Below are 26365 nucleotides of genomic sequence, written 5' to 3'. Positions count from 1 at the left end.
TCATCGTCGGTTCCGGGCAAAAGTCCGTCGAAGCGATGCTGACTGACGGCTGACCGGTCGGGGGTGACGACGACCGGTACACGCGGCGCGGACGGTGATGAGGCGGTGACGGATTAGTCCGACGACCCCGGTGACGGCTGGCTGCCGATTCCCGACTGGATCGGCTCCGTCGGGTTTTCGAGCAGACACGCCGACTCGCGGCCCGGACCCTTGGATTCGAGGGCCGGCCGCTGGGTCTCACACGGCGTCGTGAAGTTCTCCGCGAGAATGCTCTCGGCCGCGTCCGGCTCGTCGTCGACGATCGACTCGATCGCGTGCGCGAGGATCGTCTCGGCGGTGGTATCCGATAGCTGCGTCGGGAGGTCGAACTCGGTGCGAATCCAGCGATTCAGCGTTTCGAGATCGAAGTCCGACGGCGATACCTCCGTCGCGTCGTCGACCGTGTCGGCCTCGATCGCGTGGATCTTGACGATACTTTCGAGGTCGAGCCCGGGGCCTTCGACCTGCTTGCGGAAGTGAAGCAGGTTCCGCCACTCCGCCTGCGGGAGGTTGATCCCGTCCGGGGGGATCACCTTCGGACAGCGGGTGTGGAACCGACAGCCGGCCGGCGGCGCGGACGGGTCCGGCACGTCGCCTTTCAGCTCCTGGCCCATCCCGCGTTCGCGCGGGTCGGGCGTCGGAATCGAGGACAGTAACGCCTGGCTGTAGGGGTGCTGGGGATTCGTGAACAGCTCCTCCGTCGGCGCCACCTCGACGAACTCGCCCAGATACATCACGGCGACCCGGTCGCAGATCTCGCGCACGACGCCGAGATTGTGGCTGATGACCAGCATCGTCAGGCCGAAGTTTCGCTGGAACTCGTCGAGCAGCCGGAGGATCTCCGACTGAACGGAGACGTCGAGCGCCGAGACGGGTTCGTCGGCGACGATGAACTGCGGGTTGACCGACAGCGCTCGCGCCAGGCCGATGCGCTGTTTCTGCCCGCCGGAGAACTCGTGGGGATAGCGCTCCATGTCCGACGCCGAGAGGCCGACGCGCTCCAGCAGGTCGGCGACGATCTCCCGGCGACGGGATTTGTCGGTCATCCCCTGAACCGTCAGGGGTTCGGCGACGGACTCGCCGACGCTCATCCGGGGATCGAAACTCGAATCGGGATCCTGGAAGATCATCTGGACCTCTCGGCGGAAGCGCCGGAGCTCCTCGGCGGAGTACTCGGTGATGTCCTCGCCGTCGAAGATGACCTGGCCGCTCGTCGGCTCCTCGAGGCGGATCATCGACGTCGCCGCCGTCGACTTGCCGCAGCCGGACTCGCCGACGATCCCGAAGGTCTCGCCGCGCTGGATCTCGAAGCTGATTCCGTCGACCGCGCGGGCCCGACCGACCTCCGTGTCCATGAATCCCTGGGTGATCGGGTAGTGTTTCTTCAGGTCGCGCACCTCGAGGAGCGGATCGGTCGATCGACTCATCGAGGCTCACCCCCGGGCGAAGCGGTCAGATCGCGATCGGCTTCGAGGACCGTGTTCGGATCCATGTCCGATCGGAAGTGGACGCAGGAGACCTCGTGATCGGCCGAACCCTGCACCGAGTGCTCCGGCGGCTGCTCGCCGTAGGTGCACTCGTCGATGGCGTACGGACACCGATCCGCGAACCGACAGCCCTCCGGCGGATCGAGCGGATCGGGCAGTTCGCCAGGAATCCCGCCGAGATTCCCCTTCCCGGGCAGGCACTCGAGCAGGGCTCGCGTGTACGGGTGCGACGGGTTCTCGAAGATCTCGTACACCGATCCGCGCTCCATCACCTTGCCGGCGTACATGACGACGACGCGATCGGCGACCTCCGCGACGACGCCCAGGTCGTGGGTGATAAACAGGACGCCCATGTCGAGTTCGTCCTGGAGCCGGTTGAGTAGCTTCAGGATCTGGGCCTGGATCGTCACGTCCAGCGCCGTCGTCGGCTCGTCCGCGATCAGGAGGTCCGGCTCGCAAGCCAGCGCGATCGCGATGATCACCCGCTGTTTCATCCCGCCGGAGAACTCGTGCGGGTAGTCGTCGAGCCGGGAACTGGCCTCCGGAATCCCGACCTGGGTCAGCAATTCGACGGCTCGTTCGGTGGCTTCCTCCTCGGAGAGGTCCTGGTGGAGCGTGATCGCCTCGCGGATCTGCCAGCCGATCGAGTAGACCGGGTTGAGCGCGCCCTGCGGGTTCTGGAAGATGTGGCTGACCTCGCCGCCGCGCAGCTTCCGAAGTTCGGATTCGCTCATCTCGGTCACCTCGCGTCCGTTGACCCTGACCGAACCCTGCGGAATGAAGCCCGGCGGACTCTTGAAGAGCCGCGTGATCGACTCGCTCGTGACGGTCTTACCGGACCCGCTCTCGCCGACGATGGCGACGGTTTCGCCGCGGTCGACGCTAAAGGAGACGCCGTCGACGGCCTTCACCTCGCCGGCATCCGTCTCGAAGTACGTGTGAAGGTCGGTCACCGAGAGGAGCGAATCGGCCGCCGCCGTCGCTCCCGTCGCGCCCTGTACACCGTCTCGGTCGCCGTATTCCGTGCTCATGACTCGGCACCTCCGTGTCGCGGGTCGAGCGCGTCGCGCAGCGCGTCGCCGATGAAGTTGAACGCCAGGATCGTAAAGAACAGGAAGATACCCGGGAACGTCGAGATCCACCACGAACTTTGCAGGGATCCCCGCCCGTCCGCGATCACGCGACCCCACGAAGGGATCGTCGGATCCGAGAGGGCCAGGAACGCGATCGCCGCCTCCGCGAGGATGATGCTCGGGATCGTCAGCGTCGCGGCCGTGATGATGCTGTTAGTCGTGTTCGGCAGGAGGTGGCGTCGGATCGACCACTTACTCGTCGCCCCGGCGCTCTTTGCGGCCTGCATGTAGGGCTCTGCTTTGCGTTGTAACGCCTCCGCCCTGATGATTCGCGCCGTTGCACCCCAGCCGAACAGGCCGAAGATCATGATCAGGATGAAGAGGCTTCCACCGATCGTGTAGGCCAGCAACAGGAAGAGGAAGAACGACGGGAATGTCATCTGGAGATCGACGTAGCGCATCAGAACCTCGTCGACGAGCCCGCCGAAGTAGGCGGCAGACAGTCCCACGACCGTCGCGACGACGACGCTGAGTAACGTCGCGGCCAGGCCGACCATCATGCTCACTTCCATCCCGTGAACGATCAGCAGCAGGATGTCCTCGCCCGATCCAGTCGTCCCGAGCGGGTACTGCATGCTACCGTGGCAGATCTCAACACCGGCCTCCATCGTGGTGCCGCCGGGACAGTTATTCCCGACGTGATACTTCTCGATCGACATCCAGAACGGCGGCAACTCCTCGAAGCCCGGGTTCCGCTCTGGGAACGGCAAGACCCGCGCACCGATCCCCCCGACGACCAGGATCACTGAAAGGAACAACCCGCTGATGACGGCGGCCTTGTTCTTCCGGAACTGTTTCCAGTAGTGCATCGTCATCCGGGGGCTCTGATACAGCGGTCTGACGCCGTAGTAGACGAGACAGGCGAGCGTCAAGACCCAGAGCCAGTCTTCCGGGGCGACGGTTCCGATAACCGGGAGTTCGGCGGGTTCTGCAGCCGCGGAGACGAACTGCGAGTAGATGTCGAACAGGACGCCGAACAGCCAGATCGCGAGAAAGCCCATCCAGAGGTACTGGCCGGGCGATCGGCCGCTGTTCGCGAGGTCGATCTGGTCCCAGTCGACGGACTCGAACGTCTCTCGCGGCTCCTCGAGACCGTCGTCGACCGCCGGAGAGTCAGTCGGTTCGCTCATTATCGATCACCGTAGTCGATGCGCGGATCCAGTACCGCGTACATGATGTCCTCGACGAGGTTGCCGACGATCGCCAGAAACGTCGGAATGAGAATGGTGATCGCCACCAGGCTCGTGTCCTGGCGGACGATCGCCTCGTACGAGGCGAGTCCGATCCCCGGGATGCCGAAGACAACCTCGACGAGGTACGACCCAAAGAGGACGATACCGAGGATCCGACCGACGAAGATCGTCATCAGCGGGATCGACGCCGGGCGGAAGATGTGCTTCGCGGTGATCCGACGCGCACTCACGCCCTTGGCTTTCGCAGTCTTGACGAAGTCTGCGTCGACGTACTCCAGCGCTTCGGCGCGTGCGTATCGCATCACCGTCGCAATCGAGGTCGTCATGATGACGAACGTCGGCAGGAGCAATTGCTTCAGGTTCGCAGGACTCAGAATACCCACGTATCGCTCGCCCTCGAAGTTATCTCCGACGAACGCGAGGTGACTCGCGTCTGTCGTCTCGAGCCAGGTGAAACTCCCGTCCGCCGCGAGTGCCAGTTTTCCGTTGAACTCGTAGGGCACCCACCCGAGCCAGGACGAGAACACGAGGAGCATGATGATCCCGAACCAGAAGTTCGGAATGCTGAGCCCGAAGAAGGCGAAGAACGTGGCGGTATAGTCCTTCTTCGTGTACTGGTTGACCGCCGAGTAGAGGCCGATGATCGTCCCGAGAATCGTCGAGAGTATGATCGCCGGGAACCCGTACATCAGCGAGTACGGGATCGCACGCTTCATGACGTCGATCACCGGCTTCTGGTATTCGATCGACCAGCCCCAGTCACCCTCGAAGACGTTCGTCATGAACTGCAGGTACCGTTCGTGAAACGGCATGTCGAGCCCCATTTGCTGGCGCTCGGCCTGTACCGCCGTGGTGAGGTTTTCACCGGCCATCGCCGCCCGCATCTGCGCCTCCATGATGCGCGTTTTCGGCGTCTGATCCATCAGAACGAACGTGACGGTGAGAATAATCGCCGTTGCGAACCCCGCCCACACCAATCGACGTAAGATATACCACTTCATGTGTTGTTAACGTCCTTGAAAATCGACGAGCTACCCCGCCGGTTCAGACTTCGTCGAGTTCGAAGTTGTCGTTCTGCCGGAGCAGCTCGCGCGCCTCCTCGACTTCTTCCGTGCCGATATCGACTCCGTAGACGTTCACCGCGTCCTCGTTGTACCAGTTCGACCAGGTCGGCTGGAACGTGACGGCGGGTTCGGTGTAACCTTGCTGGATATCGTTCGAAATCGTCTGCTTGTCGATGACCAGCGCCATCGCCTCGCGTCCGTCGCGTTCCCGTGAGAGGATGCTCCCGTTGGATCGCTGATTGAAGAACAGGAAGCTGATCCACGGTACGCGCTGTTTCTCGACGCGGACCGATTCGACTGCCTGCTGGAACTCCGCGATGTTGTCGGTCGGTAGAAGCATCTCGTCTCCTTCCCCGTTTCGCAACTGCTCGACGCGCGAGGAATCCTCGGGAACGTTGTTGAACTGGTACCGCTCGAAGTACGGCGCGTCCACGAAGGCCTCGTCCATATCCTTGACGTTGCTTCCCTCCGTGTGTTCGCGCATGTAGTACTCGTCGTTTCGAGTGGTCGTGAACGACCCTGCGGCGCCGGCGACGCGGTCCTCGTACTGGTACGGGCCGAGGTTGCCGGTCCAGGTAAACTCCTGAATCTCGGTCGATTCCCGAAGTGCCTGCGCGTCCGGAGCGTACGCTTCGTACAACGCCTTCGGGAGGACCATTTCGCCCCAGATGACCGGTCGGAGCGGGAATAGCGGATCTGCTTCCGGTAGTTCCAGCTGGAACTCCAGTTCACCGGTCTGTTCGACGTTCTCGACCGCGCTATACGAACTGATGCTCTCGCTCGGCGGGCTCGAACCGTCCCAGAGTTCGACGTTTTCAGGGCTGTCGTACCCGACGGCGTGAAGGTTCTCAAGCTGGAACACCCAGTCTTCGGCCGTCATCTGACCGTAGTCGGTTCCGTCCGCGGACTGGCCGAATTGCAGGTTGTCCCGAACCGTACAAACCCAGACCGTCGAATCGCCGGAGTCCTCGATGCCGATGTGAAGCGGGATGACCTCGTCATCCTTTCGAATGGCGTAGGCACCGTCGGACATGAGCGCGACCCGCATCGCGGAGTTGTCATCGGAAATTTCCGTCGGGAGGAGAGTCGATAACGGCGTTCCCTCCAGCTGGATGTAGTCGCCGCCGACCGTCTGATCGTTACGGTACCGTTCGATCTGGGACAGCTCCGCACCGTAGGCGTTGAAATCGTCCGTCGTATTGATGTCGTTCTGGAAGCCATAAAAGTCGAGACTCTGGGACATGAAGTTCGCCGGCAACTCCTCGGTTAGCGTCCCCATGATCTGATCGATGAGATCCTGACGTTCCTCCTGATCGGTGGAGTTACGGAACTCCTCGTACATCGAATTCAGATCGGCCTCGGGAACGTAACCGTAGGCGTTGACAGCCGAATCTTTCTGCCAGAACGTGTCGGTGTCGCCGGGGGTTCGCGGATACGAGTTGGCTCGAATTCCAATGAGGAGGTCCCAGGGGTAAACGGTCCGGGTCTTGTCCGGCGGTCCGGCATTGTAGCCCACAGGCCCCCACTCGAACTCCTCCGGATTCGCGTCCGGTAACGGCTCGGAGTTGAAGTCCTGGCCGAGCACCTCCGGCCGAGCCTCCGTCTGGAGGTTGACGCCGATCGATTCGAGATTCCGTTTCATCTCGGCGGCGATGTCCTCCGCGTTGGAACTCCCGGCGTCATAAATCAGTAGCGGCTCGATCCGGTTTCCGTCTGCATCGTACAGCTCGACGTCCGGAAGTTCCTCGCTCGGATCACCGCCATCACCGCCGTCCGATCCATCGCTCCCGTCGCCGCCGCCGGTGCAGCCAGCTAACGCAGCAATGCCAGCTGCACCGGAGGTTTTTAATAGAGCACGTCGCTTCAACGGTCGAAAGGCCCGTCGTGGCATAGCGTTTGGATTTCACTAACACGGTAAATAGTTTTTGATTTTTTGGTTCCGAGTGACACGATATCGGATAATATCTACCGGACTTGGGGAAATATTTTATTTATTATATTTAAAACGAACGGTCGGGCAAATCGATTCCTCGAATCGCGCCACGTTGTGCTCGGTTGAACGGGTTTCAGACCGATTTCAGTGTCCGCGACGGTCCAAAAACAAATTACCACGCTGATACCCAGTTTTGAACGGCAGTAATAGTCGAAATCCGGGCCTCCTGGATTCGGACTGCTGGCGCGACGAGCAACTGACCGATCCGGCCAATAGGCAATTGCCCGTCATCCCCAACTTCCCCAGAACACGTGGTAATCAACGCTCCCTTCGACAAAGCGATTCACCGCGCGATCGGTCCACGGAGCGGTCGGCCGTCGAAACGACTCGTCCGGTCCCTCACCGGGGCGAAATACCTCGTCGGCAGTTGCACCGCGGTGCGATCAACTACTCGCTTTGTACGTGGCCCTACACGTATCACACTCGAAAGTGCTCACAGCCAAGGCGTAGCCGGAGGGAGATTCGAACCACGCCGAGACGTCCTCACTGGCTCACGGCTGCCGATTACTTGTCGTGGTTCTCACTCGCTCCCTGCTCATAGCTAGAATTTTTGAGGATTAAAGGACCGCTCAATCCATGCCAAAGTGAAGCTCACGTTCTCCGTGAGTACATTGCTATACCTCGCACGCCAACAGAACTCACCAGCGGCCGCTGTCTAAAGAGGGCATTGAGGAACGAGCAGGAGGTGGCGAAAAGTATCCAAGCAATTCACCAACCACCTCAGTAAGACGTTAAAAGGGGTATAATGAGATTTTGGAGAAGGAGGGCACCCCGAACACCCTGACGAGTGACGGGGTGTGTCTCTATCGACGGAGTGTCAGTTCGAGAAGTCGTCACTGTGCTCGAATTACTCGGCCATAACCGCTACATGGTGCGATCCAGAACTGAATAGTGGCTATCAGAACTCAAAACCGACCCGCTGGTGGCGTCACCGTCGCCGGCCGCAGTCAACGAAACATAGTTCAAAAAAGTAATTTCACACCAATATCAATACGGGAATAAAGCTATTACTTGAAATCGACGTGTTCGGCTGTCGCGGGACTGACCCTACAGCGTCGATTTTGCATCGACTCGTTGAGAAACGGAATTACCACGACACAGAGTTTCCCGTTGATGCCGGCAGCGATCTGGCTGCCCTTGCGTGCCCCAAATTAAGCGGCCAGCTCAACTCCAGCGAGCGAAACCCCGTCGAAAAGAGGTTCCAGACTGTCTCAATGTGAATCGGCCGCTTTCACACCTTCTGGGGGCGGTCCGTCCAGCGCCCGCCGCTGACTAAAACGCTTCAGGTATCGCTACAATCACGATCGTCCGACCAAGCGTTCAATGGTCGAAAGCCGGCTGAGAAGGTGTGAACTAGGCGGTGCCAATAGAAGTGAAACAATAGATTACAATCGCTGATGTGGTTCAAAAACTCAGAAGATACGTCAATTCCAACTTACATCTACTGTTTTCGTGGCGAGATCTTCACCCACATCGTTCTCGGCGGCTACTTCTATATATTTATCACCTTGGTCATCCCAGCTGGTTGTGATCGAAGATCCACTTCCGCTGACGTCACCATCCCAATTGAACGAAAGATCTGATCCAGCCGCTACATCTGCAGTATATGTAGCAGTATCACCGGGAAGGAGGGAATCTGGCCCAGAAATAGAAACTTCTGGCGGTTCTGGTTGATCCCCGCCGCCGTCATCATCCTCATTCGCATTAAAGAAGTCATACGCTTCATCCTGTTGGTTCAATTGGTTTGTAACAGTGAGAGTGACATCATATTTCCCGGGCTGCGAGGGAACGTATTCCTGCTCATCTTGGTACGTATCGGTGCAAGATTCGGTGCTCGTAGGATTCACTGCCTTACTCTCAATCGTATCCGATGGACCCACATCCCAGAAAAAGTTCACCTCCGATCCAGATTCAACAGCAGCCGAAATATCAACTGATTCCCCAACATCGGGGTCATATGGCGTAATATTCAACTCTTTAATATTGGGTTTATAAAGAGTATCCTTGGCTTCAAAGAAGTCGGATACGCTATCGGTATTACCGTTGCCATCCTCAACAGCTAGTTCGACGTCATATTTTCCAGCTTCAGAGGGAGTGTACTGCCATTCCTTTTCGTAAATACCGTCCCCAACAAATTTTGTTTCCGAACTTCGTGCCGACGAGTCCACGGTATCCGACAGGCTCACATCAATGGACCAGTCGGGTTCGGTCACCGACTCCACCGTCGCAGCGATCGTGACCGACTCATCAACTGGAACCGTGTAACAACCGATTTCGAATTCGATTATTTCCGGCCCCTCCGGCTGGGACGTTACAGTAAAGTAATCCTTTGCCTGTACCGTATTGTTGTCTACGTCCGTTGCTTGCAAGGATACCTGATGTTTTCCAGTAACGGTTGGTACGTACGAATATTCATCTTCATATTCTTCGACACCCCCATCATTTTCGTCAACATTACGCTTTGTACCATCGGAAGCTCGGTGATCAGATGCGCTGCTGTCCACCGGACCGACATCCCAAGCGAAGGTTACGTCGGATTCCGCTTCGACAGCCGCCGAGATCGTCGTCGTCTCGCCTACCGGAACAGTATAATCAAGGTCTAAGCTCGTCAGTTTTGGGTATTCATCGACCCATATTTCTACGGTGTCGACTCCGCTCACCCCCGCCGCGTTACGTTGCACAAGGGCAACGGTCATGTAACCTCCCGTCGACGGCGTGTGAGATTCTAGTGTCCGAGAAAACCGGCTGACCCGGCACCAACCATCGTCGCTGTGTTGAATGAACCAACGCGAATCGATAACGTTTTCACTTTCGTCCGTCCGTAATTTTATTGGCTCGCCAACTATAAATTTGTCATCTGGCCTCGGTTCTATAATCTCGGGATGGGGTCCGCTACTGCCCTCAACCGCCATATGACTCTGCAAGACCGTAGTAATAGGGTCCTCATCCTCATAATTACAAGTCCAGTCGTTGCGATAACCAGATGTATCAGGTATTGATGCGCCGTTTTTCGACAACGTGTCCGAATTTACGCATGACTGTTCAATAAGGGTCGGATCCGGAAGAGGCTCAATATCGATTCCCCAAAAGTACGAATCGACGAGTCCATATCCGTCTCCAAATTCGAACGTCGACTGCACAGTAACCGATCCGCCGGTATTCGGTTCCACAAGGACATCAAAGACCAGGAAATGCGCCTGGCCAGGACCTTTTTCGGTAGGTCTAAAGGAAAAGGATACCTCGGACGGATCAAACCGGTTTGGTGGCGGGCTACTGATATAATCAAGAATTATCGTTCCAGCCACATATGCCAAGCCAGCCATCGTAAATGCCGAGGTCGTCGTCGAGAGGGCGGCAACGCCGAGTCCCAGCGAGATCACATCCCCGAAGTTAGTCGTCGAGAGGGCTTCTCCTCGCTCACTGGCGACTTCGCCGCCATAATTTGCCAGTGCGGTTTCGACGTCAATATTCTCCGGGTTCACCCCCGAATTTACAATTTCTTCCGCGAGCTTGCTCTCGGCCATTTCTGCCTTTTCTAATGAAGTGTCAAGAAAAGAGGTGAAATTTTCAGGACCGATTATCCCGAGTGTATTCTGGCCATATAACGGCGACAATGATAGTGAACTGCTGCTGTTAGGAGTTACCTTCATAATCGACTTTGCACCTTCTCGATGACCCATGTTGAATTCCCGATTAGCCACCGGCTGGAGCGTAGGTTCACAAGACCACTCGGTCGGTTCTTCGTCAACAGCGACCCCTTCGTCTATAGAATACCAGTTTCCAGTGAGTGCAAATTTGTGGCGCCATACAGGGTCCCCATCCCTCGCATCAGCGTTTGATTCGTATGTAGCACCAAAATATGAAAGGTTTCCATTACTAATTAGGTGTTTGCCGACACTTTCACCTTGTGGGATTCGCAACCACTGTCGCTTGGCTTCTGAATTCCAGACCGGAACCACCGCATTAACCACATCCTGGAAGTTGCTCACATATTTCGATTCCTCTTGAGTATTAGAGTCGTGTAATTTCCGTCCACTGGCTCCGACTGCCACGCCCGTTCCAAGGACACCGAGCGAACTGAGCAAGTCACGTCGGTCCATATTATTTGGTAAAAAGTAGGAAGTACTTTAATCTTTCTCTAAAATAAATTTTTTATAATTATCAAAAATAATTGTAGTAATGTTATTTTGGCGTCTTATCGTATTATAATCCTTTAATTGTGTTATTAATAGTTATTATTTGTTGCGGAAAGACAATACACCGACTACTTAAACCTGCTCATGTGGAAATATATTACGGAACGCTCGATTCCAGAGCATCAATGAACAACTTTGCAAATCGTACGCTTGATCAACTAAGCTGTTTTTTATTCAGCTATTGATGGCCGTGAAGCCTCATTGTTACACGCACTAATTACGTGAACAACGTGGCAAACTCGTGATGCTTGATTACGGCCTCACGCCCTCTTTTCGCAACGGATCGCACAACCACTGACAGTCGTTCCGTTGACAGTGACAAGGTTGTACAACTCGTCCGAGGTGTGATGGACGATTGCCATCTGTTGAAACAGCTTGCTCCTCCTGCAGAACCTCGGTTTCGTTCAAACTACCTCATGTGACGTTTGCTGCTCGCGAATTTGCTCGCAGCAAAGAAGTAGCGGGAGGTAGATTTGAACTACCGATCTGCGGGTTATGAGCCCGCCGGAATCTCCTGGCTATCCCATCCCGCTACCTCATGGTATCCGAGAACGCCAGATAAGGGTTGTGATTCGGGTGCCGTGTGTGGGTTCGTCGCGCGGTGAAGCGGGTCAGGCCGCGCTGGCTTCGAGGACGGTGACCTCCTCGGCATCGACGTGCTCGACCGAGAGGAAGTGCGGGATGTACTGGCGTCGTTCGAACGCCTCCCGTTCGGATTCGGATCCGACGGTACACCAGAGCTGGACCCGATCCGGCCCGTGCCACTCGCCGTTTCGGTTGATGGCGAAGCAGACGTACTCCTCGCCGTCGACCTCGATCACGGCGTCCTTGCGGATGCCCGGGTCGCCGCGAATGATCACCTTCTTCATACCGACGGCTTCGGACAGCCAGACCGTAAGCCCTTCGGAGTCGACCGTTTACGGCCGACAACGGCTGATCGGCGATGAGAATGCGTCGTCGGCGGCGGAACGAGATCCGTCGGTTGCGCCCCTGGCGCTGACATTCTGCCGCGAGTCGCGCGCTGGATGCTTCACAGTCCGGTTCCAATCATCGCTGAAGACCACCACAGCATCCGGTTCCAATCAGTCACAGCCTCGCACGCTCGTATCACAACTACCCGCAGGGCGACAATAGTGACCGCCGCGAAGCAACGCACGCACGTGAGCGGGTACAAAACTAATTAGAGTGCGTCAAGCGAGCTCGTGTCGGCTGGAAGCACACCGATGGAACCGGGCAACCGCGAATCATTCGTCGACGGGCGACGGCTCGACGTCGAACCAAACGCGTTTTAAACGGGGCTGCCCAACGGATCGGTAAGTGAGCCACCAATGGAGATGCCACGCCGCTTCAATACGTACTGTCCGCACTGTCACGAACACCACGAACACGAAGTCGAAAAGGTCCGGACGGGCCGCTCGACCGGCATGAAGAAGGTCGCCGACCGCCAGCGCCGGCGCCAGACGTCGACGATCGGGAACTCCGGGAAGTTCTCGAAAGTTCCCAGTGGGAACAAACCGACGAAAAAGACCGACCTCAAGTACCGCTGCAGCGAGTGCGGCAAGGCCCACCTCCGCGAGGGATGGCGCGCCGGCCGACTCGAATTCCAGGAGTGATCACGATGGCAGGATCATTCTACTCCGTCCGCTGTGGCGACTGTGAGAACGAACAGATCGTCTTCGGCCGGGCCTCGACCGAGGTGGCCTGCGCCGTCTGCGGAACGACGCTCGTCCGTCCGACCGGCGGCAACGCCGCGATCGAACACGAGATCGTCGAAACAGTCGAGTCACGATGAAGTACAGCGGCTGGCCGGAACCGGGCGAGCTCGTCGTCGGCAAGATCGACGAGATCGAGGACTTCGGCGTCTTCGTCGACCTCCAGGAGTACGAGGACAAACGCGGCCTCGCGCACGTCTCGGAGGTCGCGAGCGGCTGGATCAAGAACGTCCGTGACCACGTCAGCGAGGGTCAGATCACCGTTTGCAAGGTCCTCGACGTCGATCGGTCGGCCCAGCAGATCGACCTCTCGATCAAGGACGTCAATGACCACCAGCGCTCGGAGAAGATCCAGGACTGGAAGAACGAACAGAAAGCCGACAACTGGATGGAACTCGCGTTCGGCGAGTCGCTGGACGGCGAGCAGTACACCCAGATCGCAAACGAGCTACTCGCGGCCCACGGCAGCCTCTACGACGGGTTCAAACAGGCGGCCATCCACGGGAGCGAAGCGCTCTCAGAGACCGACCTCACGGACGAGGAGATCGAGGCGCTGGTCGACACCGCGCGCGAGAACGTCTCCGTCCCGTACGTCACCGTCACCGGCTACGTGGACCTCGAGAACCCCTCCGCATCCGGCGTCGACGGCGTCCGCGAGGCGCTTTCGGCCGCCGAGGGCAACGGCGAACTGCCCGACGAGATCGAACTCGACGTGACCTACGTCGGCGCACCGGAGTACCGAATCAGGGTCCAGGCACCCAATTACAAGACGGCGGAGGATCACCTCGAATCCAGCGCCGATCGCGCGATCGCGGCCATCGAGGACGAAGGCGGCAGCGGCCAGTTCCACCGCGACCGGCGAACGGACGAGGAGTAACCGCGACCGCTCTGCGTTCCGAACATGAAATCCGACATTCGACGCTGTTCCGAGTGGCAGTCCGAGCACGAGCGGCCGGTCTACACGCTCGACTCGCGCTGTCCCGAGTGCGGTGCGACCGCGGAGAACAGCGTGCCGGCGTCGTTGACGCCGGGCGACCCACGCGGCGAGTACCGACGCGCACTTAAGCGTCGGCTTCGGGGGTAGCACATATGGACGAACTCGCCGTCGATACCGTCGCGGATCCGACCCTCGACGATCCGGTCGTGATCGAGGGACTCCCCGGCGTCGGTCACGTCGGCTCGCTCGCCGCGGATCACTTGCTGGAAGAGCTCGACGAGCAGACCACGCTCGTTCGACGGATCTACTCGCACGCGTTTCCCCCGCAGGTGTCCGTCGAGGGCGGCGTCGCCTCGCTGACCTGCACGGAGGTTCACGCGATTTCGCCGGACGACGCCCGCGACATGCTCGTCTTCACGGGCGATCACCAGGCCCAGCACGCGGAGGGACACTACGTGCTGGCGGACGCCTACCTCGACGTCGCCGAGGAATTCGGCGTCAGCGAGGTGTTCGCGCTCGGCGGCGTCCCCACCGGCGAGCTCATCGAGGAGTACGCCGTCGTCGGCGCCGTCACCGACGAGTCGATGATCGAACCGCTCGAAGACGCCGGCGTCGAATTTCGCGAGGACGAGCCCGCCGGCGGCATCGTCGGGATCTCGGGACTGCTCCTCGGGTTAGGCGCGCGTCGTGGTATCGACGCGACCTGTCTCATGGGCGAAACCAGCGGCTACCTGGTCGATCCCAAGAGCGCGCGAGCCGTCCTCGACGTCCTCGAGACGGTGCTCGGCTTCGACGTCGATTACGACTCGCTCGACGAACGGGCGGACGAACTCGAAGACGTCATCGGCAAGATTCAGGAGATGGAAGCCCAGGGCGGCATGGACCTCCCGAGCGACGACGACCTCCGCTACATCGGCTGATCGATTTCGGACCGGGACGATTTTGAAGCGGCTGTTCGGCGGACCGGGAACCTACCCCTCGAGTACTTCGTAGGAGACGTCACCGTCGCGGAGGCTGTCCGTCACCCGACCGACGGCGCCCGTCGTCGCCACGACGGCGACGTCGAGTCCGCGCTCGGTCGCGGCGACGGCTACCTCGCCGGCGGCGACCGTGACCGCCGGTGCGACGCCGAGTTCACGGAGGACGACGACGGCTTCGACGCCGCTCGCGACGACGCGATCGGCGTCCTCCACGATCGACGCGACGGTTTCGTCGTCGACGGCGCGGCTGCCGCCGGCTCGCACCGGTGGCACCTGCACGACCGTGACGGTACCGGGGTCGAGGTCGATCACCCCTTCGAAGTTCGTGACGCCCACGTCGGTGCCGGCGTCGGCGTCGGTCGAGGCGATGCCGGTCGCACTCCCCTCGGTTCCCGGCGACGCGGTGAGGAGGCCGTCCTCGACCGAGAGCGAGACGGGGTCGCCCTCGGACACCGACTCGGTCGCGATCGCGGCGTCCTCGCCCATCGTCCCGAGGACGTCCTCGGTGACGTGATCGGCGAACCGTCGGACGTCGTCCGCGGCGCGAAAGAGCCAGTCGACGCCCTCGTTCGTGACGCGATAGCGCGACCGGGCTTCCTTCTCGACGAAGCCCTCGTCGACCAGTTCGCGGATGTACTCGCTGACGGCCTGGCTCGTGACGCCGACCTCCTCGGCGATTTCGCCCTGGCTCACGGCCGGTTGACGCTCCGCGATCTCGACGAGGATGCGCAGACGGGTCGCGACCCGCTTGTTATCGAGGACGTCGACCATGGCTACGTCTCCGGCGCGTACAGCAAAAAGGTACGTGATCGACGGGATCGTCCGAACGCGCGACTCGGGGTCGACCGCGGGCGCTCCTCGAATGCCGTCGGTTTGCTTCCCTGGCCTCCGGGCGAACGGCGAGTGATCAGTCGTCGACAGTCGCTCGCTTGCGCGAGAGGACCGTCCGTTCGAACTCGCAGACGAGTTCGTCGTCCTGGTTGAAGACCTCGACCAGCATGGTGACCACGCCGCGGTCGCCGTCGGACGTCTCGCGCTTGTCGGTCACCGTCGACTGGACGGCGATCGTGTCGCCGTGGTAGACCGGTTTCGGGTGCGAGACCTCGTCGTAGGAGAGGTTCGCGACGATCGTGCCGTCGGTGGTCTCCGGAATGGTGATACCGACGGCCAGCGCCATCGTGTAGAGCCCGTTGACCAGCCGGCCCTCGAAGTCGGTCTCGGCCGCGAACTCGGCGTCGAGGTGTAACGGCTGCTGGTTCATCGTCATGTCGCAGAAGCGCTGGTTGTCGCTCTCGGAGATGGTCCGCCGGCGATCGTGTTCGATCGTCTCGCCGACTTCGAACTCCTCGTAGTACAGTCCGGGCATGATCGGGGGATCGTTCCGCCGGGCCAAAAGCGAATCGAAGCGTGATGGTGCTTCGAGCCGTCGACTCAGGCGCCGTTCGCGTTTCGGAAGGCCTGGATCCCGCCGACGACCGGGATGTCGAAGCTGCTCCAGCCGGGGACGACCGATAGTTCGGGGTAGTGCGACGGTCGCTTGGTGAAGTCGTAGTCGCTGGAGCGCAGCACGATGCCCAGTCGGTTGCCCGAGTCGAAGATGTAGTCGTCCATCTGCATCGGGAAGCGGGCGCGGTACAGGCCCGTCTCCGAGCCGAGCTGGTAGGACTGGTAGAGCGATTCGAAGTTGTTGGCGTTCATCCAGCCGCGACAGACGATCGACGCGTTGTCGTACTGATCGTACTCGACGAGGATCGCTGTCAGGAGCGCAGCGGGCTCGTTGCAGGAGATTGCCAGGTTCGGTTCGATGGTCCCCGAGACGTGCAGGTCCGTCTGGAGCTGATTCGTCCGGTAGACCAGCGAGTACTCCGAGTCGAGTTCGTCGACGAGCGACGTCGTCGGCGTGCTGGGATTATCGGCGAACGTCTCCTCGCGCATGTCGCCGATCATCGCCTGCGTCGAGAGCCCACCCGGTCCGTCGCCGCCGTAGACGGCCGAGACGTTGACGCGCTCGACGTCCTGGTGCGGCCAGGCGTCGTATTCGTCGAACGAGCCGTCGGGGCGCTCGACCGTCGCGATCGGGACGTCGTCGATCGCGTCGCCCGGTTCCTGTAGCCAGTGGGTGAGCCAGACGTTCAGCGCGTCGAGCCAGCGGTTCGGGTGTTGGTTGATCGGATCGGCGTGCGCGGCCTGCATCAGCCACATGCGGTGTTCCGTATCGACCTGGCCCTCGGTCAGGGCATCGTACCAGCGGCCGGCGTTTCGCGTCTTGACGTTCGTGTCGTGCAGGCCGTGGACGACCAGCACCGACGCCTCGACCTGGTCGACGTCGAGGACGTAGTCGCGGTCGTCCCAGAAGTCGTTCTTGTTCCCGGTGACGCGATCCTGTCCGTCGATGAGCTCCTGACGGACGGAGTCACAGACGTACGATCCGGAGCGGGTGAGCACGGAATCGAAGAGCGAATCGGTGTCCATCGCCGCACCGGCACCGGCGCCCGTCGCGATGACGGCCCCGTTCGCGCGGTAGTAGGTGTACCAGCTCGAGATCGCCGCGATCGGCACGATCGTCTCGAGGCCGTCGACGCCCGTCGCCGCGACGCCGTTGGGCAGGGTGCCGTTGTACGACACCCCGAGCATGCCGGTCGCGCCGTTCGTCCAGTCGGCCTCGACGGTCGAACCGCCGGATCGCGAGGTGTACGCCGTCGCTCGACCGTTGAACCAGTCGACGACCGCCTTCATCGCCTCGATCTCCTTCGACCCGCCGATCGTCGGACAGCCGGTCGACTGTTCGGTGCCGATCGAGGCCGCGTACGCCCACGCGAATCCGCGCGGCCGGAACTCCTCCTCGTAGGCGCTCGGCCCGATCGGATCCCCCTCGGAGCCGGTGAACTCGACGAGGTCGTCTTCGGAGGTGATGATCGCGTCCTCGGTGCCGCCGCGAGCACGTCGATCGATCGTCTCGTCCGGGACGTAGAGCTCGTCGTCCATCGAGTGCGAGGAGCCCGAGTTGAGCCCGCCGTAGTACGGACTTGGCTCGAGCACCACGGGGAGTTGGTTCGACGGTCCCGCGTCGGATGGGTAGGCGACCTCGACGTGGACGCGGTCCGGCGACCCGGAACCGTCGGTATCGGTGGTCGTCTCCACCCAGACGTCCTCGCGGACCGCCGTCGAGTTCCTGAACGTCGGCTGCGATCGCCCATTTTCGACGACCACTTCGTTTCGCGGACGGCGCCGAAGGGACCGTGGGTGGGCCGCGGCGCCGTTGGCGAAGATCGCCGTTCCCGCAACCCCCGTCGCCGTCGACTGCAGAATTCGCCGCCTCGTCGTTGAATTGCTGGACTCCGATGTGTCGGTCATGGCCGGATCACCCGTCGATCGATCCGTGCTGGAAGCCTGTGTGCAGATGGCATCCTTGGTGGGAAAACAGCCTTCACCGTATTTAATTTATTGTTCCTTTTTCTTTATATTTATTCGAAGTTATTCCCTAGGGCGCCAGACCAGTATATTCCGAGCGAGGCAATCGAACCGGGACGATCCGAATCCATCTCGCTGGCGAACCGCATCGACTCGATCGAGAACGGTCAGTCGACGGTCGGGTGACGGTTCAGTACCAGCGATGCGGCGAACGGGCGGGCGCCCGAGCGAGATCGGTCGGCACCGTGGGGGAGAGAAGCGCCAAGCGGCGGCGCCGAACCCACACGTTCAATTCGTCGGCCGCGAAACGACCGGTCATGGTACGACGCAGCGTCATGTTCACGCCCGGCGATCAGTCGGCGTTGCTGCGAAAGGCACCGTCGGCCGGCGCCGACGTCATCGTCTTCGATCTCGAAGACGCCGTCTCGCCGGCCGAGAAACCGGAGGCTCGGCGCACGGTACGAACCGTACTGACGGCCGATGATTTCGATCCGGCGTGTGAAGTGTGCGTCCGGATCAACGCCGAGGCCGACCGCGCCAGCGCCGACCTCGACGCCATCGCCGACGACGAGGCCGCGCGGCGCCTCGACGCCATCGTGCTCCCGAAGGTCGAGTCCGCGGCCGACGTTCGCGACGTCGCGGACGCGCTCGAGGCCCGGGGGCGATCGCTCCCGATCCTGGCGCTGATCGAGACGGCCCGGGGCGTACTCGACGCGGACGCGATCGCGGCGGAGACGGCCACCGACGCGTTGCTCTTCGGGGCGGAGGATTTCGCGGCCGACGTCGGCGCCACACGAACGAGCGAGGGAACCGAGGTTCTCTACGCCCGCGAGCGAGTCGTCGCCGCCGCGGCCAACGACTGCGACGCGATCGACACCGTCTACACCGACTTCGGCGACGAGGCCGGACTGCGCGAGGAGACCGCGTTCGCGATCGAACTGGGCTACGACGGCAAACTCGCGATCCACCCGGCCCAGGTCGGGCCGATCAACGACGCGTTCACGCCCGACCCGGACGAGCTCGCCTGGGCCGAAGACGTCCTCGAGGCCAAAGCCGAGGCCGACGCCGAGGGACGCGGCGTCTTCGAAGTCGACGGCGAAATGATCGACGCGCCGCTGGTCGCTCAAGCCGAACGGATCGTTCGACGCGCCGAGGCGGCGTCTGACGACAGTCAGGTCCGATGACGCCACACCGAGTGACGACTCGGCCGGGCCACGCTGTCTCACCCGTGCGACGATCCGCAGCTCGAAAACGGGTCGGCGGAAGCTCGACGGCCATGACAGTTCCGCCGGACCGGAAAGTATGACATAGAGAGCAGGCTCTAAGGGAGGGGGCTGTGTAGCGTGCGTATGAGCGAATCGACGACTCCGTTCGAGAACCTCCGGTCGCAACTCGAGACGGCGAGTTCGTACGTCGACGTCGCCCCCGACGTCCTCGATCGATTGTCCCATCCGGAGCGCGTCCTCGAGACAAACCTGACGATCGAACGCGACGACGGCACCCTCGAGCGATTTCCCGCGTTCCGCTCACAGTTTAACGGCGACCGCGGCCCGTACAAGGGCGGGATCCGGTACCACCCGGACGTCACGCGCGAGGAGGTCGTCGCGCTCTCGGGGTGGATGACCTACAAGTGCGCCCTCGTCGACGTTCCGTTCGGCGGCGGGAAAGGCGGCATCGTCGTCGATCCGGCGGCGCTCTCGACGGCCGAGCTGGAACGGCTAACGCGCGCGTACGGCACCGAACTCCGGCCGCTCGTCGGCGAGGACCGCGACATCCCCGCGCCGGACGTCAACACCGGTCCGCGGGAGATGAACTGGCTCAAAGACACCTACGAGACGCTCGAGGGGACCACCGCGCCGGGCTCGTTCACCGGCAAGGCGCTCGAGACCGGCGGGAGCGAGGGGCGCGTCGAGGCGACGGGGCGCTCGACCGTCATCGCCGCCCGCGAGGCGTTCGAGTACCTCGGGCGAAATCTCGACGACGCCACCGTCGCGGTCCAGGGCTACGGCAACGCCGGCTGGATCAGCGCGAAACTCGCCGCCGAGGCGGGCGCGACGGTCGTGGCCGTCTCCGATTCCCGCGGCGCGATCGTCGATCGCGACGGACTCGACCCGATCGCGGTGAAAGAACACAAAGACGAAACCGGGAGCGTGGTCGGCTTCGCGGACGCGGAACCCTTCGCGGACGACGCCCTCCTGACGATGGACGTTGACCTCCTGATCCCCGCGGCCCTCGAGAACGCCGTCGACGCCGAGCTCGCGGCCGACGTGCAGGCGGACGTGATCTCGGAGGCGGCGAACGGTCCGACGACGCCCGCGGCCGACGAGGTCCTCCTGGAGAACGAGGTCTTCTACGTCCCCGACATCCTCGCGAACGCCGGGGGCGTGGTCGTCTCCTACTACGAGTGGGTGCAGAACCGCCAGCGCGTCTCCTGGAGCGAAGAGCGGGTCAACCGAGAACTCGAAGAGACGATCGTCGCGGCGTTCGATGCGCTGGTCGAGACCCTGGAGTCGATCGCGTCCGACGATCCCCGCACCGCGGCCTACGTGATCGCCATCGACCGCGTGGCCGCGGCGGCCGAGCGCAACGGCACCTGGCCCTGATCCGGTTCCGAGCCAGCCGGAACGATCGACGAATCCCTACAGGCCGAGTTCGCGCCCGATGACGAGGTGCTGAATCTCGCTCGTCCCCTCGCCGATCTCCATGAGTTTCGCGTCGCGGTAGAAGCGCTGGGGCGCGAAGTCGGTCGTGTAGCCGTAGCCGCCCAGGACCTGGACGGCGTCCTCTGCGACCTCGCGAGCGGCCTCGCTCGCGTCGAGCTTCGCGAGCGCGGAGTCCTTGGTGACCGGCTCGCCGTCGTCGTACAGACAGGCGGCCCTGTGGGTGAGCAGGCGGGCGCGCTCGGTCTTGCGGTGCATGTCGACGAGCTTGTCGCGGATGGCGTCGAACTCGCTGATCGGCCGGTCGAACTGTTCGCGCTGGGTCGCGTACTCCTTCGCGTGCTCGAAGGCGCCCTGTGCGAGCCCGGTCGAGAGCGCGGCGATCGAGATGCGACCGCCGTCCAGGGTCTTCATCGTCTGTGTCCACCCCTCGCCCTCCTCGCCGAGGAGCCGGTCCTCGGGAACGCGAACCGAATCGAGCGAGAGTTCGCAGGTCGGCGAAGCGTTCAGCCCCATCTTGTCCCAGACGGTCGTCACCTCGAAGCCGTCGTCTTCCTCCGGGTCGACGATGAACGTGGAGATCCCGTCGTAGCCGGCGTCGGGGTCGGTGACGGCTTTCACGAGCACCGAGCCGGCTTCGGAGGCGTTCGTGATGAACTGCTTCGTGCCGTCGATGATCCACTCGTCGCCGTCCTTCCGGGCGGTCGTGTCCATGTCGGAGGCGTCCGAGCCGCTACCGGGTTCCGTCAGCGCCCACCCGCCGAGGTACTCGCCCGTCGCCAGCGGGCGGAGCCAGCGCTCCTTCTGTTCGTCGGTGCCGAACAGCTCGATCGGTTTCGTCGCCAGCGACGTGTGCGCGGCGTAGGAGAGGCCGACGGACCCCGACACCCGGCCGATCTCCTCGGTGACGATTGCGTACATCAGGGTGTCGCCGCCGAGGCCGCCGTACTCCTCGGTGATCGGGACGCCCATCACGTCGAGGTCGGCCAGCTGCTCGAATATTTCGGCCGGGAAGCGGTGTTCGTCCTCGATCTCCTGGGCGATCGGCTCGAGTTCGGTTTCGCAGAAATCCCGGACGGTCTGCTGGATCATCCGGTGCTCGTCGGGGAGCGTAACGTCCATGCGGATACGTTCCACCAGCCGAGAAATAAACGCACCGAACCGGCATCGAGACGGATCCACGGTGCTCGCAGGTTCCCGGCAGGCCACGATCACGCCCGGGGGATCGATCCTCGTCTCTCGGCCACGATCCCCCGCTCGTGGTTACCGATCCTCGTCCCGGTACGACCAGCCGTCCGAACCCGAACGGTCGTCGTCTTCGACCTCGGCGTCGTCCTCGGTCCCGGCATCGTCCTCCGCTCCGAGGGCTTCCTCGGTCGTATCGGCAGTTCGATCCTGGGTCCGGTCAGACCCATCCCAGCCGTGGCCCGCCGACCCGTCCCCATGTTCGGCGTCGTCGGTCGACTCGTCCGCGGCCGACTCGGTCGCCGGCGCCGATCCGACGTCCCAGCCGTGACCGTCCGACTGGCCCCGCCGACGACCGGCTTCGCCGGTCGCGTCCGACTCCGTCCCCGCGTCCGACTCGGCCGCCGCGGCCGAGTCGGCGTCCCACTCGTCGGCGCCATCGCGGTCCCACCGCTGTCCGCCGGCCCAGGCGTCGCCAGCGCGGACGCGTCGACGACGATCCGGAACGAGATCGTATCGCTCGTCCGTGTCCCCCAGGACGAACAGCGCGTAGTACCGCAGGTAGACGACGACCGGCAGTTCGATCGCTCCCTTGCAAAGAACCAGCGCGACGACGAACAGGAACAGGAGGAGGACGATCGCCGGCAACGCGAGCGGGCCGAGCAGGAGCGAAACGACGCCAAGCAGGACGAACGGGACGGCCACGACGACCATCGCGATCGCGAGGATCGTCGTGACGAGGATCGCGGCGACGAAGCCGGCGATCGTCGCGATCGTCAGGTAGACGGCGTACTCGGCCGGGTCCGAACGGATCAGTCCCGCCAACCGTCGCCAGCCGGCGAGGACGCCCACGTCTGCCGCGTACATGATGGGGACGACCAGCGCCGTCGTCAGCCGGATCACGACGGTGTAGGCGAGGGTAGAGATCGCGCCGGCGGCGGCGAGGCCGGCGAGCGACGAGAGCGACAGGGCCTCGATCGATCCGGCGTCGACGTACGCTCGATAGCCGGCGAGGGCCACCGGCGCGAAGACGAGGACGCTCGCGACGAGGATGAACGCGAACAGCGAGAGGGCCCGACCGGCGTAGCGGCGCGACGCCGCTCTGATGTGGACCTCCCCGGAGACCAGCGCGTCCACGAGGACGAACTCCATCGCCGCGCGAATCAGCGTCAGGACCAGCCAGATGGCGAGTCCAACGGCCACGACGAGTGCGAGCAGCGCGAGCAGCGATTCCATCGGCACCTCGACTCCGGCCTCCCCGAACGCGTCCTCGACCGCGGGGTCGACCCTGACCGAGGTTCCGTCGGTCGTCGGAATCGACGGGAGGCCGAATCCGGCGCCGGAAACGAAGAACGCGACGACGACGAGTTTGAGCCAGAACCGAGCGTCGACGGGCGTCAACAGCTCCTCGGTGACGTCGACCGCGTCGCTCAGATCGTCGATCGCGTACATGTCCGTCGGGCGAACCAACGCGAGCGGCGGGTAAAAACGGTACCGAAACGCGAACGACACCCGTAATCGCTCGGTGCGGTGCCGGCAGTGAGAGGCAACGGTGGCCGCGAGGCGAATTCGGTACTCGCCGTGCGGTGGCGAGGGCCGTTCCACCGCCGTCGGCGACTCGTGGCGCGGTCCGGTCGGGGATCGTTTCGGCAGCCGAGCCGCTGCCGGGACGATTATAGGCGCCCGGGACGTCCGTTCGGTCGATGGACATTCGCCAGCTCGCCCGCGGGACCGTCCCCTGGGATCGCCTCGAGCGAGTGGCGACGATCCTCGCCCGACGGTACGATCGCGACGCCGTCCGCGTCGAGTTCCTGGCGGCCGACAACTGGCTCTCGATTCCGTGCATCGTCGACGACGAGTGGTTCGTCAAGATCGTCACGAAACAGCACACCCGCGTCCACGCGCTGTTGACGGCGGGGCGCAACGCCGGCGCGCTCTCGTCGGGGTCGGGGGGCTTTTTCACCAGATTCGAGACGCCGCTCGCGATGGTCGAGCACGAGTACGAGGCGACCCAGCGGATGCGCGAGATCGGCTGTAACGCCCCGGAGCCGATCGAGGCGTTCGAGGCCAACGGCCTCGGCGTCCTCGTCCTCGAGTACCTGCCCGCGTTCGAGTCGGTCGACGACCTCGACGCGACCCGGGTCCGGGCGCTCGCCCCCGAGCTGTTCGCGACGCTCGCGACGATGCACGACAACGGGCTGGCCCACGGCGACCTCCGCGCCGAGAACCTGCTCGTCGCCGACGGCGACCTCTACTTCATCGACGCCACGAAGGTGCTGCCGGACCGGCAGGCGGCCGCGCGGGCGTACGATCTGGCCTGCGCGCTCGCCATCCTCGAACCGCGCGTTGGCGTGCGATCGGCCGTCGCCGCGGCGAGCGAGCAGTACGCCGCCGAAGACCTGCTCGACGCCAGGGACTTCCTGGATTTCGTCAGACTCCGGCCGGATCACCGCTTCGACTCCACCCGCCTTCGAAGCGAGCTGGAGAAGTGGGCCGCGCTCTCGGAGGGGTAGCCAGCGGTCGAAGGTCACCGGCCGACGAACGCGAGCGGCGCGAAGACCGACGCGTCACCCGTCCGTTCGGCCGAGCGAGCCCGTCGGTGGCGAGGAGCGCCGTTCGTCGATCGAGGCCGGTCGACGCGATCGAATCGACCCGGTCGATAGCAGGGTTTTTGATTCCCGTCGGAGAAATTTACGTCGAGTATGACACCAGACAGCGACGCAGGAACGTTCGGTCACTACGTCGACGGCGAGTGGACCGACGGGACGGGGACCAAGAGCTTCGAGAGCACCAATCCGGCGACGGGCGAGGCGCTCGCGACCGTCCGGCGCGGCACGGAGGACGACGTCGACGCCGCGCTCGCGGCCGCGGACGACGCCTTCGAGGAGTGGCGCGAGCTCTCCTACATCGATCGCGCGGAGTACCTCTGGGACATCTACCACGAACTGCGCGACCGCACGGACGAACTGGCCGAGATCGTCACCAAAGAGTGCGGCAAGGAGATCTCCGAAGGGCGGGCGGACGTCGTCGAGGCCTATCACATGGTCGAGTGGGCCGCGGGCAACGCCCGCCACCCGCACGGCGACGTCGTCCCGAGCGAAGTCGGCTCGAAGGACGCCTACATGCGCCGCAAGCCCCGCGGCGTCATCGGCTGCATCACGCCCTGGAACTTCCCGGTCGCCATTCCGTTCTGGCACATGGCCATCGCGCTGGTCGAGGGCAACACCGTCGTCTGGAAGCCCGCCGAACAGACGCCCTGGTGCGGCCAGATCATCGCCGAGATGATGGACGACGCGGGTATCCCCGACGGCGTCTTCAACATGGTCCAGGGCTTCGGCGACGCCGGCGCCGCGATCACCGACGACGGTCGCGTCGACACCGTCCTCTTCACGGGCTCCGCCGAGGTCGGCCACGAGATCGCCGGCAAGGTCGGCGGCGAGCCCGGCAAACTCGCGGCCTGCGAGATGGGCGGCAAGAACGGGATCGTCATCACCGAGGAAGCGGACCTCGACATCGCCGTCCACTCGGCGATCATGTCGAGCTTCAAGACGACCGGTCAGCGCTGCGTCTCCTCCGAGCGCCTCATCGTCCACGAGGACGTCTACGACGAGTTCAAAGAGCGCTACGTCGAGACCGCCGAGGCCGTCGCCGTCGGCGACCCGCTCGACGAGAACACGTTCATGGGGCCGGCGATCGAGCCCGCCCACGTCGAGAAGATTCGGCGCCACAACGAACTCGCCCGGAAGGAGGGCGCGGAGGTACTCGTCGACCGCTTCGAACTCGACGGCGACGAGATCCCGGCCGGTCACGAGGACGGGAACTGGGTCGGCCCGTTCGTCTACGAGATCGACTACGACACGGACCTGCGCTGCATCAAGGAGGAGTGTTTCGGCCCCCACGTCGCGCTGATGGAGTACTCGGGTGACATCGAGCGCGCCGTCGAGATCCACAACGACACGCCCTACGGCCTGGCCGGCGCCATCATCTCCGAGGACTACCGCCAGATCAACTACTTCCGCGATCGCGCCGACCTCGGCCTGGCCTACGCCAACCTGCCCTGCATCGGCGCGGAGGTCCAGCTCCCCTTCGGCGGCGTCAAGAAGTCCGGCAACGGCTACCCGAGCGCCCGCGAGGCGATCGAAGCCGTCACCGAGCGCACCGCGTGGACGATGAACAACTCCAAAGAGATCGAGATGGCCCAGGGCCTCTCCGCCGACATCACCACCCAGGACGACTGACACCTCCCGGCACCGCCGAGCATCGGGTCGAACCGTTGCCCGCAGCTCCTCGATCGAACCGATCGCACCGCGACCGTCACGCTCGCGGTGATCCGGATGCGAACCGATGTGAGAAGCGAATAGCAAGCCCGGTCGGC

General features: G+C 62.7%; 21 protein-coding genes, 1 tRNA gene and 1 pseudogene. 10 read left to right on the top strand and 13 right to left on the bottom strand.

The genetic code is table 11. The features are described 5' to 3' along the window. Window positions 1-113: 113 nt before the first annotated feature. From MXA07_RS08065 to MXA07_RS08045, 5 genes are read right to left on the bottom strand one after another with little or no spacing between them, the layout of a single operon-like run. Entirely contained in the window at window positions 114-1466 is a 1353-nt protein-coding gene (locus tag MXA07_RS08065) for an ABC transporter ATP-binding protein (RefSeq protein ID WP_247731529.1), read from the bottom strand. Then, entirely contained in the window at window positions 1463-2557 is a 1095-nt protein-coding gene (locus MXA07_RS08060) for an ABC transporter ATP-binding protein (RefSeq protein ID WP_247731528.1), read from the bottom strand. Before MXA07_RS08060 ends, MXA07_RS08065 begins: the two co-directional genes overlap by 4 nt. After that, the gene (locus MXA07_RS08055) at window positions 2554-3789 is read right to left on the bottom strand and encodes an ABC transporter permease (RefSeq protein WP_247731527.1); all 1236 of its coding nucleotides are present in this window, start codon (window positions 3787-3789) and stop codon (window positions 2554-2556) included. The genes MXA07_RS08060 and MXA07_RS08055 overlap by 4 nt, the downstream gene beginning before the upstream one ends. Continuing rightward, window positions 3789-4853: an ABC transporter permease gene (locus tag MXA07_RS08050; RefSeq protein ID WP_247731526.1), complete on the bottom strand. Its 1065-nt coding sequence runs from the start codon at window positions 4851-4853 to the stop codon at window positions 3789-3791. Before MXA07_RS08050 ends, MXA07_RS08055 begins: the two co-directional genes overlap by 1 nt. A gap of 43 nt (window positions 4854-4896) precedes the next feature. Next, window positions 4897-6807 (bottom strand): ABC transporter substrate-binding protein, encoded by a 1911-nt coding sequence (locus tag MXA07_RS08045; RefSeq protein WP_247731525.1) that lies wholly within the window; start codon window positions 6805-6807, stop codon window positions 4897-4899. A gap of 852 nt (window positions 6808-7659) precedes the next feature. Between MXA07_RS08045 and MXA07_RS08040 the strand changes: the two are divergent. Beyond that, a pseudogene (locus MXA07_RS08040) lies at window positions 7660-8261 on the top strand (IS6 family transposase). A 72-nt stretch (window positions 8262-8333) separates the two neighbouring features. Here the strand turns inward: MXA07_RS08040 and MXA07_RS08035 are convergent. From MXA07_RS08035 to MXA07_RS08025, 3 genes are all read right to left on the bottom strand, one after another. Further along, entirely contained in the window at window positions 8334-11009 is a 2676-nt protein-coding gene (locus MXA07_RS08035) for a PKD domain-containing protein (protein ID WP_247731524.1), read from the bottom strand. A 554-nt stretch (window positions 11010-11563) separates the two neighbouring features. After that, window positions 11564-11638, bottom strand: a tRNA-Met gene (locus MXA07_RS08030). A gap of 78 nt (window positions 11639-11716) precedes the next feature. Beyond that, the gene (locus MXA07_RS08025; protein WP_247731523.1) at window positions 11717-11974 is read right to left on the bottom strand and encodes an HAH_0734 family protein; all 258 of its coding nucleotides are present in this window, start codon (window positions 11972-11974) and stop codon (window positions 11717-11719) included. Between the two features lie 459 nt (window positions 11975-12433). On the opposite strand from MXA07_RS08025, the gene MXA07_RS08020 reads away from it, so the two are divergent. Genes MXA07_RS08020 through MXA07_RS08000 form a run of 5 tightly spaced genes read left to right on the top strand, consistent with a single transcriptional unit; the run spans window position 12434 to window position 14674 of the window. Further along, the gene (locus MXA07_RS08020; protein ID WP_247731522.1) at window positions 12434-12718 is read left to right on the top strand and encodes a 50S ribosomal protein L44e; all 285 of its coding nucleotides are present in this window, start codon (window positions 12434-12436) and stop codon (window positions 12716-12718) included. A gap of 5 nt (window positions 12719-12723) precedes the next feature. Further along, window positions 12724-12897: a 30S ribosomal protein S27e gene (locus MXA07_RS08015; RefSeq protein WP_247731521.1), complete on the top strand. Its 174-nt coding sequence runs from the start codon at window positions 12724-12726 to the stop codon at window positions 12895-12897. Further along, on the top strand, window positions 12894-13694 hold the full coding sequence (locus MXA07_RS08010) for a translation initiation factor IF-2 subunit alpha (RefSeq protein WP_247731520.1): 801 nt from the start codon (window positions 12894-12896) through the stop codon (window positions 13692-13694). The genes MXA07_RS08015 and MXA07_RS08010 overlap by 4 nt, the downstream gene beginning before the upstream one ends. Window positions 13695-13718: 24 nt before the next feature. Then, window positions 13719-13901: an RNA-protein complex protein Nop10 gene (locus tag MXA07_RS08005; RefSeq protein ID WP_247731519.1), complete on the top strand. Its 183-nt coding sequence runs from the start codon at window positions 13719-13721 to the stop codon at window positions 13899-13901. 5 nt (window positions 13902-13906) lie between these two features. Further along, window positions 13907-14674: a proteasome assembly chaperone family protein gene (locus MXA07_RS08000; protein ID WP_247731518.1), complete on the top strand. Its 768-nt coding sequence runs from the start codon at window positions 13907-13909 to the stop codon at window positions 14672-14674. A 51-nt stretch (window positions 14675-14725) separates the two neighbouring features. Here MXA07_RS08000 and MXA07_RS07995 read toward each other — a convergent pair whose 3' ends face one another. From MXA07_RS07995 to MXA07_RS07985, 3 genes are all read right to left on the bottom strand, one after another. Next, window positions 14726-15505 carry a DUF7839 domain-containing protein gene (locus tag MXA07_RS07995; protein WP_247731517.1) on the bottom strand — a complete coding sequence of 260 codons (780 nt, stop codon included), beginning with the start codon at window positions 15503-15505 and terminating at the stop codon, window positions 14726-14728. Window positions 15506-15641: 136 nt separating this feature from the next. After that, entirely contained in the window at window positions 15642-16127 is a 486-nt protein-coding gene (locus MXA07_RS07990; RefSeq protein WP_343217261.1) for a MaoC family dehydratase, read from the bottom strand. A gap of 38 nt (window positions 16128-16165) precedes the next feature. Continuing rightward, window positions 16166-18088, bottom strand: coding sequence for a CocE/NonD family hydrolase (locus MXA07_RS07985; RefSeq protein ID WP_247731515.1), 1923 nt, complete (start codon window positions 18086-18088; stop codon window positions 16166-16168). Between the two features lie 374 nt (window positions 18089-18462). Between MXA07_RS07985 and MXA07_RS07980 the strand changes: the two genes are divergently transcribed. Further along, the gene (locus tag MXA07_RS07980) at window positions 18463-19329 is read left to right on the top strand and encodes an HpcH/HpaI aldolase/citrate lyase family protein (RefSeq protein WP_247731514.1); all 867 of its coding nucleotides are present in this window, start codon (window positions 18463-18465) and stop codon (window positions 19327-19329) included. Between the two features lie 165 nt (window positions 19330-19494). Then, entirely contained in the window at window positions 19495-20748 is a 1254-nt protein-coding gene (locus MXA07_RS07975) for a Glu/Leu/Phe/Val family dehydrogenase (RefSeq protein ID WP_247731513.1), read from the top strand. 36 nt (window positions 20749-20784) lie between these two features. Here the strand turns inward: MXA07_RS07975 and MXA07_RS07970 are convergent, their stop codons facing one another. Together MXA07_RS07970 and MXA07_RS07965 are read right to left on the bottom strand one after the other, a co-directional pair. Further along, entirely contained in the window at window positions 20785-21927 is a 1143-nt protein-coding gene (locus MXA07_RS07970) for an acyl-CoA dehydrogenase family protein (protein ID WP_247731512.1), read from the bottom strand. 141 nt (window positions 21928-22068) lie between these two features. Continuing rightward, window positions 22069-23442 carry a DUF7544 domain-containing protein gene (locus MXA07_RS07965; RefSeq protein ID WP_247731511.1) on the bottom strand — a complete coding sequence of 458 codons (1374 nt, stop codon included), beginning with the start codon at window positions 23440-23442 and terminating at the stop codon, window positions 22069-22071. A 251-nt stretch (window positions 23443-23693) separates the two neighbouring features. Between MXA07_RS07965 and MXA07_RS07960 the strand changes: the two genes are divergently transcribed. Further along, complete coding sequence (locus MXA07_RS07960) at window positions 23694-24503, top strand: RIO1 family regulatory kinase/ATPase domain-containing protein (RefSeq protein WP_247731510.1); 810 nt, start codon at window positions 23694-23696, stop codon at window positions 24501-24503. 189 nt (window positions 24504-24692) lie between these two features. Beyond that, on the top strand, window positions 24693-26228 hold the full coding sequence (locus MXA07_RS07955; protein WP_247731509.1) for an aldehyde dehydrogenase family protein: 1536 nt from the start codon (window positions 24693-24695) through the stop codon (window positions 26226-26228). The last annotated feature ends 137 nt before the right edge of the window (window positions 26229-26365 follow it).

This window comes from Halovivax limisalsi, from assembly GCF_023093535.1.
GTDB lineage: Archaea > Halobacteriota > Halobacteria > Halobacteriales > Natrialbaceae > Halovivax > Halovivax limisalsi.
This window is presented reverse-complemented; position numbering and strand designations above follow the sequence as displayed.